Annotated in this window: 9 protein-coding genes; 2 read left to right on the forward strand and 7 right to left on the reverse strand. The window is 45.2% G+C overall.

Annotated features, from left to right (window positions below; genetic code table 11):
* Positions 1–5 precede the first annotated feature (5 nt).
* Positions 6–3470: a SusC/RagA family TonB-linked outer membrane protein gene (locus AABK39_RS22900; protein ID WP_338395335.1), complete on the reverse strand. Its 3465-nt coding sequence runs from the start codon at positions 3468–3470 to the stop codon at positions 6–8.
* Positions 3471–3554: 84 nt separating this feature from the next.
* Positions 3555–4220, reverse strand: a complete 666-nt coding sequence (locus tag AABK39_RS22905; protein ID WP_338395336.1) for a FecR family protein — start codon at positions 4218–4220, stop codon at positions 3555–3557.
* Between the two features lie 795 nt (positions 4221–5015).
* On the opposite strand from AABK39_RS22905, the gene AABK39_RS22910 reads away from it, so the two are divergent.
* Positions 5016–5612 carry an RNA polymerase sigma factor gene (locus AABK39_RS22910; RefSeq protein ID WP_338395337.1) on the forward strand — a complete coding sequence of 199 codons (597 nt, stop codon included), beginning with the start codon at positions 5016–5018 and terminating at the stop codon, positions 5610–5612.
* 59 nt (positions 5613–5671) lie between these two features.
* Here AABK39_RS22910 and AABK39_RS22915 read toward each other — a convergent pair whose 3' ends face one another.
* Both AABK39_RS22915 and AABK39_RS22920 read right to left on the reverse strand, forming a co-directional pair.
* Positions 5672–7288, reverse strand: coding sequence for a sulfatase family protein (locus AABK39_RS22915; RefSeq protein ID WP_338395338.1), 1617 nt, complete (start codon positions 7286–7288; stop codon positions 5672–5674).
* Positions 7289–7440: 152 nt separating this feature from the next.
* Positions 7441–9042, reverse strand: coding sequence for a sulfatase family protein (locus AABK39_RS22920; protein ID WP_338395339.1), 1602 nt, complete (start codon positions 9040–9042; stop codon positions 7441–7443).
* A gap of 365 nt (positions 9043–9407) precedes the next feature.
* Between AABK39_RS22920 and AABK39_RS22925 the strand changes: the two genes are divergently transcribed.
* Positions 9408–10262, forward strand: a complete 855-nt coding sequence (locus AABK39_RS22925; RefSeq protein ID WP_338395340.1) for a cupin-like domain-containing protein — start codon at positions 9408–9410, stop codon at positions 10260–10262.
* A 79-nt stretch (positions 10263–10341) separates the two neighbouring features.
* On the opposite strand, the gene AABK39_RS22930 is transcribed toward AABK39_RS22925, so the two are convergent.
* The 3 genes from AABK39_RS22930 to AABK39_RS22940 form a co-directional block, all read right to left on the reverse strand.
* On the reverse strand, positions 10342–10707 hold the full coding sequence (locus AABK39_RS22930) for a DUF779 domain-containing protein (RefSeq protein ID WP_338395341.1): 366 nt from the start codon (positions 10705–10707) through the stop codon (positions 10342–10344).
* Between the two features lie 52 nt (positions 10708–10759).
* Positions 10760–12283, reverse strand: coding sequence for an aldehyde dehydrogenase family protein (locus AABK39_RS22935; protein ID WP_338395342.1), 1524 nt, complete (start codon positions 12281–12283; stop codon positions 10760–10762).
* Positions 12284–12775: 492 nt separating this feature from the next.
* Positions 12776–13729, reverse strand: a complete 954-nt coding sequence (locus AABK39_RS22940; RefSeq protein ID WP_338395343.1) for a PorP/SprF family type IX secretion system membrane protein — start codon at positions 13727–13729, stop codon at positions 12776–12778.
* Between the last annotated feature and the right edge of the window lies 1 nt (position 13730).

Here is a 13730-nt window from a genome sequence, read left to right on the forward strand (position 1 = left end):
TCCTTTTAGAATTTCACGTTGAGTCCACCTGTAAAGGTTCTCATTAATGGATATGAGTCAAGGGTTTCCTGTTCCGGATCCATTATCTCCATTTCAGAAAAATAGAACAGGTTAGTGCCATTCATAAATAATTGGACACTTTGAATACCCAAACCTTGAATCCATTTTTGTGGCAAAGTGTATCCGATATTCAGGTTTTTAAGGCGCATATATGAACCGTTTCTCAACCAAAAAGTAGACGGTGTTCCGCCGTGTCTTGGATCCACCCAATCGCCCGTAACCCTAGGGTATTCAGCGTTTGGATTTTCCGGAGTCCACGCTTTGGTCCAGATATCGAAATATGGTCGATCTCCAACTTGGAACACACCTCCTTCTTTTGTATTCTTCGTTGCAATCATCCTATCGTATGAAGTTACTCCTTGGAAATTGGCGTTAACAGAAATACCTTTCCACTCCATACCTAAGTTAATTCCATAATTACCTCTCGGGCGCCGTCTATCAGAAAGTTCGGTAACATCATATTCGTCCACCTTCCCGTCAGGCCCTTCCGAAAAACCAGTTCCCCGTATGTCTTTGTAAAGAATGGTCCCTAGCTCCGGTTTCTTACCGAATTGAGTAAATCCTTCCGGCAGGTTATTTAATTGTTCCTGAGTGCGGATAATTCCCTCGGCTATATGTCCTTCATAAAACTTCTCGGTTTTTCCTTCGCGTAATCTCCAATTGCGGCTAGTATTCGTTTCGTCACGCCTTAAAACCTCGTCTTTTGAGTATCCAAAATTGACACCTACATTATACTTTATATCGTCACCAATGGTTGACTGCCAATCCAGACGAAGCTCAAAACCTCTAATCGCTATCTCAGCATAGTTTTCCGCCGGTAACGAAACCCCTAAAGTGGAAGGGATAGTCCGCTCTCTTTTTCCAAGAATATCATAACGATGATTATGAAAATAATCCAACTCTCCACTTAGACGCCCTTCAAATAGCCCGAAATCAACTCCGACATTATAGGATCTCAATTTTTCCCACGTAATGTCCGGATTTGGCGCTACGCCGGGTCTTATGCCATTATGAACTCCATCTCCAAAAACATACGATTTATTCCCCACATAGCGATCTTTCCATTGGAAAGGGGCGATTTCATTGTTAGCCTCACCATCATAACCCGTCATACCTACAGAGGCACGGAGTTTCAGACGGCTAACCTGCGGAATGTTAAAGAATTTTTCTTCAGAAATATTCCATGCCAAAGACCCTGAAGGGAAAAATCCCCAGCGCTGGTCTTCAGAGAAACGGTACGACCCGTCATAACGGAAAGAAAATTCCGCAACATAACGATTATCATACTCATAATGCGCCCTTCCTATCCACGAAGCGCGGGCACTATTATATTCATTACCGTCAAAGTATCTGCGTTCGGCATCCGACGATGTTGAAAATATTTGGTCAACGTTTGTCGTCAAAAGGCCATCGGCATTTCCTGACAGGATTTTACCTTCTCTTCGAGACCTTTCATAGCCGAACAAACCACTAACGTTATGCTTCCCGAAGTCCCGCTTATATTTAAGCATCCAGTTAAGCTGGTATTGGGTATTCATTGTCACAAGTTCCCTAATTCCTTCATAAGAAGAACTCAGGTTATGAATATTCTGCTTGTTTGGATCAATTGGGCCCGGTTTAAACCTGTTGGTTCCCGGCGCTTGCTGAAAAACATATGATTTATTATGAATAACCAGACTCTTTTGGTTACGCTGGAACACCTTATAATTGCCCCATGCGGCCGCGCTTAGCCCCTTAACCTGAGGAATATCCAATTCAAACCGAAGTATCCCGTTGAAAGTCCTTTCCCTATTTTTTCTGTTATTTCCGCTATAAATCATTTCCACTGGGTTCCAGCCTCCTTTTGATATCGGAAGCCCATTCACCCTATCATCAGTAGGGTTACCAAGCTCATCGACATAAAATGGATAAAGTCTGGTCCAGTTAAAGGTAGTACGATAAAAATCAGGCAAGGTATAACTGTCGTCACTATCATACGGCCAATAAAAACGGCTATTTTCACGTTGATTGCCACTAAGGTTTAAACTGGCCTTGAGGTTTTCCGAGATTTTTGCGGATACGTTTGACCTGAAATTATACCGAGAGAAATCAACATTCTCGTAAGAACCGTTCGACTTATGGTAGCCCAAAGACATAAAATACGAGATAGTTTCCGTACCTCCGTTAACTCCAATAGTGTGTTCCTTCATTGAAGGGTCTTTCCATATCTGGTCTAGAAGGCTATAGTTTTTGTCCTTAAAATACTCCAGTTCCTCAGCCGACACCACATGTGAATCACCTCGGGTAACAGCCGCGTTATTAAGAAAATTCAATTCTTCTGTCGCCGAATAATCAGGCAAATCATTTGTCGGCCTTTGGAAGGAATAGGTGGTCTTATAGTTAAATGTGGGTTTCCCTGTAGATCCCGCTTTCGTCACTACCAAAACTACCCCGCCGGCAGCTCTTGAACCATAGATCGAAGCCGTCGCCGCGTCTTTCAGAAAAGTCACCGACTCAACTTCCTCGGGATTCAAGGCATCAAAATCAGCTCTCGACATCGCTATATTATCGATAATAAACAGAGGTTCGGAAGCGCTGCCACGTATTCTTATATTTGAACCACTTCCAGCGAATCCGGAATTCTGCACCACTCCTACACCGGCCGCTCGACCGGCCAGAGTATTCGAAAGGCTGGCCGCCGGTATTCTGCTAAGTTCCTGGGATTTTACGGTGGTGACTGCCCCTGTCAAGCTAGCCCTCTTCTGCTCGCCATAGCCCACGACGACTATTTCCTCCAATTGCTTAAGATCTTGTCTCAATACAATATCCAGATTGGTTCTCCCATTCAGTTCGATAGTCTGACTAGTAAAGCCCACCGACTGAATTACAAGCTTATTCGTAGGCATGAGTTCTAACGAAAATGCTCCGTCAATATCCGTCACGGTACCCGTACTGGTTCCTTCTATTATAATATTGACTCCAATAAGGCTTTCGCCATTTTCGTCTTTCACCACTCCTTTGACTGTTATTTTTTTGTCTTGGAATGACGAAACTTTTTCAGGAACCTTTTCCTGTTTTTCTTTAACAAAAATGTTGTTGTCGACTCGTTTAAAAGAGAGTTTAGCCTCTTTTGACATAATCAATAACAGTTCCTCAACCGAAGTCACTTGGCTTCCGGAATACTTTACGGGAATGTCGCCGATCTCCGCCAAAAGCTCGCTATTGACAAAGAACTCATAGTCTGTTGATGACGAAATCTCATGCATCAAACTCTTGACCGTGCCGTCTTTCCACCTGATCCGTTCGGCCTGTAAGCTTTGCGAACTTACTTTCAGCGCAGAACATAACAACGCCAAAGAAAGCTGCACAAGCAGGCCTGTTCGTAGAAATTTTTCACCCATAATGAGTAAGAAAAGTAGCCTGTTTTTCATACTTTTAAAAAGTTAAGTGTTAACAGATTGCGGAAGCTCACGGTATTGCTTTAGGGGTATCGCCGTGCCGGAGCTTCTGCTTTTTTATTTTACCCTGAAACGCTTGTCGCCCAAGCGTTCAAAAGTCAGTCCTGTGGTGTAGGAAAGCCCTACAAGTACATTATCAAGATGCTTTTTTATCAAAAGCGACCCTGTATAAAGTTTCTTTCCGTCGAATTCCGGATTCTTCAAAAACTCCGCATCATAAGTTCTTTCCAAATCCTCCAATACCTTTTCCAAAGGCTTATCCTCATAATACAAGTCTCCGTCCTTCCACCCGGTCACGCTCCTAAGGTTAAACCTCCGAACTTCGGCTCCTGAGGCCAAGCTTATTTGGCGCATCGGATCCAAAATCGTTTCCCTACCGTCCGAAAATGAGCCTACAGCCACTCTTCCGTGAACCAACGACACTACCGGATCATCAGAATAAGCCCTAACGTTAAAGGCTGTTCCCAGTACCCGAAGACGGCCCGATTCCGTAATTTTCAAGCTAAACGGCCTAAGGCTGTCCTTAGCCACATCGAAATACGCTTCGCCATTGACTAACCGGACTCTCCTTTGCGAAAATCCTTGAAGGTATTCCAATTTTGTGTCCGCATTTAACCTGATTCTTGTGCCGTCAGGCAATTGTACCGTTTTGGTGGTGCCACGAGGCGCCGACACACTAACCCAAACCTCGGCGATCTCCCGTCTCGTAGGATTTTGTTCCAACGAAAAAAGGATAGACAGCCCACAAATCAATAAAAATAACGCTGCATACCATAAAGGCCTATAATTCCTTTTTGGAGGAATTCTCCTGATTTTTACTTTATCGCAATTTGTCAGAATCCGTTCCTTTAATTTTGCCTTTTCCGTATCCGATAAATACCGGTCCTTAAATCTTATATTTTCAAAACCTCCCATATTCTAAACATTCATAGCTCGGAGAGCCTCGTTTTCATTTTTGAAAAACCGAAATCCCTACAACCTTTTATGACGGATCGAAAAATGAAAAAACTCTGTCCGTTTATATCCCTAGGGAGTTCGTTTAATTGATGTACTCACTTTTGCTTGAAAAAAATTAAAAAAATATTTTACCGAAAAGACACACTTCAAAAAACCAATAAGGAAAATGATCTACAGCTTTTCGGTATGGCTGTTATCCAAAGTTTGCCTATACTTCGAAATTATATTTATATTGGACTAATGATCGGTTTCGTGAAGAGAGACTTTCACCAAAAATATAAATACGAGCCGGCAAGTTTCGACCAACTTAAGACCAAAACGTATCGAGAAAACAATACATTAGGCATACACGGGCTCAGTGAAAACCGCATAATGATTTTCACAAAGGTTTTTTCTCAAAGACTTATCCTTTCTATTGTTTCCAGTAAGGACTTGACTTTGTATACCGTATTATTTTCCAGCCTAACTGTCATTTTCTCACACGTATTTTTCCTTATAATCAGCTATTTGAAGGATAATTGGTCTTAAGTGTTTCTTTTACAGGTAAAACGAACCGAGAGTATGGCAGTGAACGACCTTAACACTTGGCGGTCTTTCAAAAAGGGGAATATCTCCGTGTTTGGAGACATTTACGAAGAACATATTGACGCACTTTACGCTTACGGACATAAAATAGAAAGCAATCCTGACAAGGTAAAGGATTGTATCCATGACGTGTTTCTTGATATTTGGGAACACCGCGAACAGCTTTCCGACACTTCATCCATTCGCTATTATCTTTTCAAGGCGCTCCGCAGACGCATTATTTACACCAAAACCAGACTAAGCCGTTTTATCTCATCCGATAATCTACAGGGAGAATTCAAACTGACGGTGGAACTCAGCCATGAGGACGATATCATATCGGAGGAAAACAAAAAAGAAAGAATTGATTTCTATCAAAACGCCGTGAATAACCTAAGCCCAAAACAACGGGAAATCATTTACCTGAAATTCCAACAGGGATTTACCAACGGTGAAATAGCCGAAATGACACAAATGAATTACCAATCCGTATCCAATTCCCTAAACCGGGCCCTTGGCAAACTGCGCAGCCAATGGAACGAGGTAAGCGGTACGGTAAGCTCATTCGCAATTTTTCTTTTTTACTTAAAATAAAAATCAAAAAAGGGAAAGACAATCGCCTTTCCCTCTCCCCTAGTTATTGATGAAATATCTTATCCCTTGGCCGGAACACCTACTGACGCCGGATCTTTATATTTGATCTGAAGTCGTTTGAGTTCTTTTTTCAAACGGGAAATATGCTTGGCGTAAGCTGGATCGTTATACAGATTCTTCATTTCCTTCGGATCGTTTTCCAAATCGTAAAGTTCCCAACTTACGGCTCCTTTATAGAACCTAATCAGTTTAAATTTACCGTCGCTTACACCGTAATGACGACTTACGTTATGCGAACCCGGGAACTCGTAATAATGATAATACATCGAATTACGCCACTCCACACTGTCGGGCACTACTCCAGCGTTGGCCAACAGCGGTTTCATCGATTCGCCCTGTACGTCCCACGGAATGTCAAGGCCAGCGATATCGAGCATTGTCGGAGCGAAATCGAGGTTCATGCACATTTCTTTCGACACGCTTCCAGGCTTGACAAGCTTTGGATAGCGAATCAACAACGGCGTACGAAATGATTCCTCGTACATAAACCGTTTGTCGAACCAGCCGTGTTCGCCCAAATAGAAACCTTGGTCTGATGTGTAGATAATCAACGTATTATCCAACTGGCCTTTCTTTTCCAAATATTCCAGAACTCTACCGATGTTCTCATCCACGGAAGCGATGCAACGCAGATAGTCTTTTATATATCGTTGGTATTTCCATTTCAGAAGCGCTTCGCCTTTTAGGTTCGCTTTCGCATACGCTTCGTTTTTCGGTCCATAAGCGTTTTCCCAAGCTTTGCGTTGAGCTTCGTTCATACGCTTGCGAAGCCTTTCCAAAGAGTTGTCATGCCACTTATTCCCGCTAGACGACGCATGTTTCTTTTCCAATTTCAAATCATGGCCATCACGCATATGGTCCACAATACTCATTTCGGAAATAGCCGAAGCCCCGCCTCTTTTCTTATAATCTTCGAACAGCGTTTCCGGCTCCGGAATTTTCTGATCATCGTAAAGATTCAGGTGGCGTTCCGCCGGTTGCCACGAACGGTGCGGCGCCTTATGATGGAGCATCATCATAAACGGTTTTCCGGAATCCCTTTTTTTGTCGAGCCATTCCAGCGCTATATCCGTAGTCAAATCGGTACAATATCCCGTCAGGCGCTTTCTCTCCCCCATTTCGATGAAATCGGGATTATAATATTCGCCCTGACCCGGCAATATGTTCCAATAATCGAAGCCAGTGGGCTCAGAGTACAAGTGCCATTTGCCCACAATCGCCGTTTGGTAGCCCGCTTTCTGAAAAAGTTTCGGGAAAGTCTGCTGACTTCCGTCAAACGGAATGCGGTTGTCCAACTTGCCGTTCATATGGCTGTATTTGCCCGTAAGCACCACCGCACGGCTTGGCCCGCAAATGGAGTTGGTTACGTAGGCTTTGTCGAAACGCATTCCTTCGTTGGCCAATCGGTCGAGATTCGGAGTCTTGTTTATCTTACTTCCGTAAGCTCCGATGGCTTGGTATGCGTGATCATCTGTCATGATAAACAGGACGTTAGGCCTGTTTTTTTTCTTTGTCAACGAAGCCTCTGCCTTGTTGGCGGGCTTGCAGGAAAAAAGCGATCCGGCCAAAGCCGTACCGACCGCCACGCTCCCCAAGGCTTTCTTTAGGTGGTTCATATCAATAATATTCGAATTTTATCTGCCGGATACTCACTGCCCATATTTTCGACCAGAATTCTCCTTTCCGTCAATTTATATCTATAGGAAGAACTCGGTTTAAAAAAATCGCCTTCAAAACAGATTTAAAGGCGATTTTTATTCAAAAAAACTCAGATGTCCAGAGATTCCGGGTCTTTGTATTTCCGTTGCAGGCGTTTTAGCTCTGTTTTCATATCCTTCACTATTTTAGCGTAATCCGGATCATCATAAACGTTTTTCATCTCTTTAGGATCTTTCTCCAAGTCGTAAAGTTCCCACTCGTCTATTCCGTAATAGAATCGGATCAACTTATAACGCTTGTTGCGGACTCCGTAATGGCGAACCACGTTATGCTCGTTCTTCGGATATTCGTAATAATGGTAATACATCGACTGGCGCCAACCTTCCGGCTCCTTGCCCCCGTTTTCCAAAATGTTTTTGAACGATTCGCCCTGCATATCGCCAGGCACTTCCAGGCCTGCCATATCCAACAATGTCGGACCGAAATCGAGGTTCATGCAAAAGGCGTCAGAAACGCTTCCGGCCTTAACCGTTTTCGGATAACGGACCATCAACGGCGTTCGGAAAGACTCCTCGTACATAAAACGCTTGTCGAACCAGCCGTGCTCGCCAAGGTAGAAGCCTTGGTCGGAAGTATAGACGATCACCGTATTGTCGAGTTCGCCAATCTTCTCAAGATAATCGAGCATACGGCCCACGTTCTCATCCACAGACGCGATACAGCGCAGGTAATCTTTGATATAACGCTGGTATTTCCATTTCAAAAGGTCTTTTCCTTTCAGGTTCGCCTCGCCGTAGGCTTTGTTCTTCGGTCCGTAAGCTTTGATCCAGTTCTCGCGTTGTTCCGGAGTCATTTTCTCCATCAGCCTTTCGTTTGCTTTGTCAAGCCAGCCCCTGCCCGACGGCTTGGCCACGGCGGAATCCAGCTTAAGGTCGTAGCTGTCGATCATGTCGTCCATGATCCGCATTTTGGCTTGTTTCGCCGCCGTTCCCCGACCTTTGTAATCGTCGAAAAGGCTTTCCGGCTCCGGCATTTCCACATCGTCGTAAAGGCTCAGGTGGCGTTGGGCCGGTTGCCAGGTACGGTGAGGCGCCTTGTGGTGGAGCATCATCATAAACGGCTTGGTCTTGTCGCGCTTGTCCAGCCATTTCGTGGCGATATCGGTTGTCAGGTCGGTGCAATATCCCGTCAGGCGCTTCTTTTCACCCATTTCGATGAATTCCGGATTGTAGTATTCGCCCTGACCCGGCAAGATATTCCAGTAATCAAACCCTTGCGGATCCGACTTCAGGTGCCATTTGCCCACGATGGCAGTCTGGTAACCGGCCTCGCCGAATATTTTCGGAAAGATCTGTTGCGAACCGTCGAAACTTGAGCGGTTATCGAGCTGGCCGTTTATATGGCTGTATTTGCCCGTAAGCACCACCGCACGGCTAGGCCCGCAGATGGAGTTGGTCACGTAAGCTTTGTCGAAACGCATTCCCTCATTGGCCAAGCGGTCGAGGTTCGGCGTTTTGTTCAATCCTCCGCCATAAGCGCTGATGGCTTGGTAGGCGTGGTCGTCCGACATGATGAAAAGAACGTTCGGCTTTTTCTTCTTTCCGGCCAGCGACGCCTCGGTCTTGCCCGCCGACTTACACGAAGCGAACGCTCCGGCACAAAACGCTCCCGCGATAATCTTTCGGGCCGTGTTCCTTAAAATAAGATCCATAGACAAAAAATATTTCCCTGTTGTGATTCTACCCTGCTTTCTCGGGCTTACCGAATTTACATTGTAAAGGGCTTAAAACAAACGGTCAATACTCGCTAGGAACATTTGAGCCACAAGTTCGGAACATGCAGACAAGTGGAAAAACATGTTTGTACGGTTTTGTGGAGTACTGTCACGATCTGAACGCAGTCTTTATACAATCGTCTCCCTTTTCTTACATTTTCCAAATAAGGGCAATGATTCAACCTCCGCATTTCATTTTTAATATTAATTTATGACTAACAAGGGCAACGTTTTTGATTGCTAACATAGAATCGGTTTGCGGGGAGCGATGTGACGGAATGTTTCAAATAAACAGCTAACGCATGAGTATAAGCTTCAAACCATTAACAGTAGAACACGATATCAGCAAAGAGGAATTTCAGCGGAAGTACATGGAGCCTTCGAGGCCGGTAGTGTTGAGAAACCTCAGCAAAAAATGGGACGCCCGGGAAAAATGGAATTGGGAGTACCTGAAAAACCGGGTGGGAGATATGACCGTTCCGCTTTACGACGGCTCAAAAGTGGATGCCTCAAAGAAAGTGAATGAGCCCGCTTCGCATATGGCTTTTTCGGAATACTTGGACCTAATCCAGCGTGAGCCTACAGATTTGCGGATATTCCTTTTCAATATCTTCCAGTATGTGCCGGACCTTTGCGCCGATTTCGGAAGCCCGGAACTTATGGACGGATTCCTGGACAAATACCCTATGATGTTTTTCGGCGGGGCGGGATCTTCAGTCTTTATCCATTTCGATATCGACATGTCACACGTGTTTCACACCCAGTTCCAAGGCCGGAAAAAGGCTTTGTTATTTACTCCAGATTCGTCCAAAAAACTTTATCACGTTCCCTTGTCGGTTCATAATATCGAGGATATCGACATGGAAAATCCCGATTTTGACAAGTATCCTGCTTTAAAAGGACTGAACGGACTTGAGGCCACACTCCTTCCCGGCGACACGTTGTATATGCCCCCTGGCTGGTGGCATTTTATGAAATACCTTGACGGCGGTTTCGGTCTTAGCCAGCGGGCCTTTGACCCTTCGTACTTGTGCAGACTACACGGCTTGTTTAACCTCACTGTAGTACGGCATACAGACAATCTCGGACGAAAGCTCTTCGGCCCGAAATGGATCAAGTTCAAGGAGAACCTTGCGATGCGAAGGTCAATCGCATAGATTCGCTACAAAATGAAAATGCCGGAAAACGGAAGTCCGTTCTCCGGCATTTTTTTGTCTACCGCTACAATTTTTCATTTCAACTAACAGGTTCCAACTGCTTGATCTCTTCCTCCGTAAACAGCCGTGAATAAACCGTAAACCGAACCCCGTACGGGGCTTCCAAAGAAAAACTGCTTCCCCTACCATCGATTATATCCAGTGTCAACTCGCTGTATTGCCAATACTCAAATTGGTATTTGGCCATATAAAATCCGCAACCGTGTACCTTGCCAAGAAAAACGTCGCTCTGCCCGATTCGGAACTCGCCCTCCGGGTAGCACATCGGCTTAGAACCATCGCAACATCCACCGCTTTGATGAAACATCAGTTCTCCGTGTTCGGCCCTGAGTTTCTCGATCCACTCGATGGCTTTTTCCGTAACCAATACCCTTTTTTGTTCCATAAGCCAAGTATTGAAAAAGGAGCCCGTAGGCTCCCGTTTTGAATTATGTTTACTAAAAGAATCCCAGCTTTTCCTTATTGTAAGAAATCAGCATGTTTTTGGTCTGGCGATAATGGTTCAGCATCATTTTGTGCGTTTCCCTACCATAGCCCGACTTTTTGTAACCGCCAAACGGAGCGTGCGCAGGATAAGCGTGATAGCAATTCACCCAAACCCGTCCAGCCTTGACGGCCCGCGGCACTTGGTACATTTCGTGAGCGTCACGCGTCCAAAGGCCGGCGCCCAAGCCGTAGAAAGTATCATTGGCGATTTCGATCGCCTCTTCCACGGTTTTGAACGTACACACCGCCGTCACCGGACCGAATATTTCCTCTTGGAAGATCCTCATCTTGTTATGGCCTTTGAAAATCGTCGGCTCTATATAATAGCCGTCCTCAAAACCTTCGCCCAGTTCGGCGCCTTTACCACCGCAAAGAATCTCGGCTCCTTCCTGTTGCCCGATGTTAATATAATCGAGAATCTTGTCGTATTGCTCTTTCGAAACCTGAGCGCCCATCATCGTTTCGGCGTCAAGCGGATTGCCCATTTTTATGGCTTTAGTCCTTTCGATTACTCTGGCGATAAAGGCTTCTTCGATAGATTCGTGAACCAGAATTCTGGACGGACAAGTACAAACCTCGCCTTGGTTCAGAGCGAAAAGCACAGCGCCTTCTATACACTTGTCAAAGAAAGCGTCGTCGGCGTCCATAATACTCGGCATAAAGATATTCGGTGATTTTCCGCCCAATTCCATCGTAACCGGGATAATGTTCTCGCTGGCGTACTGCAAAATCAAACGCCCCGTAGTGGTCTCGCCTGTAAAGGCGACTTTGTCAACACGCTCCGATGAGGCCAAAGGCTTGCCCGCTTCCACGCCAAATCCCGTGACAACGTTCAGTACTCCGGCCGGAACTATATCTTTGATCAATTCCATCAGCAACATAATACTTGTCGGTGTTTGCTCGGCCGGTTTTACCACCGTACAGCAGCCGGCGGCCAATGCCGGCGCTATTTTCCAAGTAGCCATCAGCAAGGGAAAGTTCCAAGGAATAATCTGCCCAACCACGCCCAAAGGCTCCTGAAGGTTGATGCTAACGGTGTTTGCATCGTGCTCTGAAACGGTACTTTCGTCAGCGCGAATGGCTCCGGCGAAGTAACGGAAATGGTCGATACACAAAGGCAAATCGGCATTCAGTGTCTCCCTGATCGCTTTTCCGTTGTCTATCGCTTCCACTTTGGCTAGGTATTCAAGGTTTTCCTCCATCACGTCGGCGATGCGCAACAGTATATTGCTCCTTTCGGCCACCGGGGTGCATGACCAAACGGGAAACGCCTTATGAGCCGCATCCAAAGCCAAGTCGATATCCGTTTGCGTTCCGCGGGCCGCCGTTGTAAACGGTTTGCCCGTAATCGGGCTAATGTTTTCGAAATACTCTCCGGAAGCTGGCGCCACCCATTTTCCGTCGATAAAGTGATCATACTTGTCTTTGAATAATCCTTCTGGAATAAGTGCTTGTGGTTTTCCGATGGTTTCCATTCTTAATTATTTATGTGATTATTAAATGATATAGGGCATTTCAAATTCCGTTTTTCCGTTGATGGAATTCGGACCGATCTGTTTTCTCAAAAAATCGAGATGAATATTCTCACAAAAACTAATCGGAGTAAGATTTAAAAGGAAAATAACGAATCGGGAAATACCATTCTATTTTTACCTGAAGGACGATTATTTCACAAGCAAGATTAGAAGTAGTGAAAAAGTTATAATCATAAACAAAACGAGAGAATATCCAGCATTATCAGCTATTACCTTACGTCTTATTCTATGATAAACAGATAGATATATAGCTATTTCAGTATGCAGGACCTATACGAATGCAAATTCTCTCGAATGAAAACACGAAACACCAACTAACGTAATGTTTTTAATATAAAACGAAACATGAAAGTATTGAGGATTAAAAACAGAAAACCACCCAAGCAGGGTGGTTTTCACTTTAACAAATACAAACAACCTTAACCTATGTAATTACCAAAAGAACATATTTCTACCGGAGAACCTATATTCCAAAACGATCTCGTGGGCGCCATCGCTCACGTTGCTTTTTTCCGTAGCCGGGACATCATAGGCATAGGATATCCCCAATTTTTTTCCCGTCCGGAAACCCAATAAAAGCGCCAAGGCACTTCCGTCTTTATAAGCCAAACCTCCGTTAATCACGTCCTTGTAAGCCACACGGCCCGCAAGCATATACGAGTCATCGGCGTGGGTCAGCACTTTGTAATGAGCGCTTCCCAGAAAGGTGAAATTCCCCGCAAAAGGACGGCGATAACCGGCGTCAAAGGAATGCCCGGAATAACCGACAAGAGCGTCAGCACCGTCAGCTACGTCCACGTCACCGAGGCGTTGGCTGAAGGTATAGCCAAAGTAGAAGCTCTCGCCATTAAGCGCTACACCTACTTGTACATCGTAATTCGTGGATCTTCCGTCCGAGTCCAGAAGCTCGCGATACTTAACGTCTGAACGGTCACGTGGCCTTAGATCTTCCTCATCCAAATTCCAACGGTCGTAATAAAACGCGGCACCGCCTGACAGACTCAAATTCTCCTTAAGCGGTACGTGGTAAGCATATGATAAGCCACCTACGGCATGCTGAAATCCGCCTGCTTTGCGACTGTATACAAAGCCACCGAGTCCGTGCCCGCGTACGGTCTCCGAGGAGCCAACTTTTACGTTGGCTCCCATAAGAAACATTTCCGGCGATCCGCTAAAATCCGTCACGGTTTTGCGATAGCCCGTATTCAGGCTTGTGCCACCCAGCCCGGAAAAGGCCGGATTGATAGCCTGCGGATTTTGATGATACAGACTAAAGTAATAATCACTGCTTTGCGCTACCGCCGTTGTGGAGCTAAAGAACACTATCGCTAAACAAAGGCTTGAAAACGTACAAAACCTTATTTTATAATCTTTAAAAAACTTCATC

The organism is Fulvitalea axinellae, assembly GCF_036492835.1.
Taxonomy (GTDB): domain Bacteria; phylum Bacteroidota; class Bacteroidia; order Cytophagales; family Cyclobacteriaceae; genus Fulvitalea; species Fulvitalea axinellae.

What these genes read in the sequence shown, in the direction of transcription:
- AABK39_RS22900 (WP_338395335.1), bottom strand. Translation starts at nt 3,470, where the DNA reads ATGAAAAACAGGCTACTTTTCTTACTCATTATGGGTGAAAAATTTCTA.
- AABK39_RS22910 (WP_338395337.1), top strand. Translation starts at nt 5,016, where the DNA reads ATGGCAGTGAACGACCTTAACACTTGGCGGTCTTTCAAAAAGGGGAAT.
- AABK39_RS22915 (WP_338395338.1), bottom strand. Translation starts at nt 7,288, where the DNA reads ATGAACCACCTAAAGAAAGCCTTGGGGAGCGTGGCGGTCGGTACGGCT.
- AABK39_RS22920 (WP_338395339.1), bottom strand. Translation starts at nt 9,042, where the DNA reads ATGGATCTTATTTTAAGGAACACGGCCCGAAAGATTATCGCGGGAGCG.
- AABK39_RS22925 (WP_338395340.1), top strand. Translation starts at nt 9,408, where the DNA reads ATGAGTATAAGCTTCAAACCATTAACAGTAGAACACGATATCAGCAAA.
- AABK39_RS22930 (WP_338395341.1), bottom strand. Translation starts at nt 10,707, where the DNA reads ATGGAACAAAAAAGGGTATTGGTTACGGAAAAAGCCATCGAGTGGATC.
- AABK39_RS22935 (WP_338395342.1), bottom strand. Translation starts at nt 12,283, where the DNA reads ATGGAAACCATCGGAAAACCACAAGCACTTATTCCAGAAGGATTATTC.
- AABK39_RS22940 (WP_338395343.1), bottom strand. Translation starts at nt 13,729, where the DNA reads ATGAAGTTTTTTAAAGATTATAAAATAAGGTTTTGTACGTTTTCAAGC.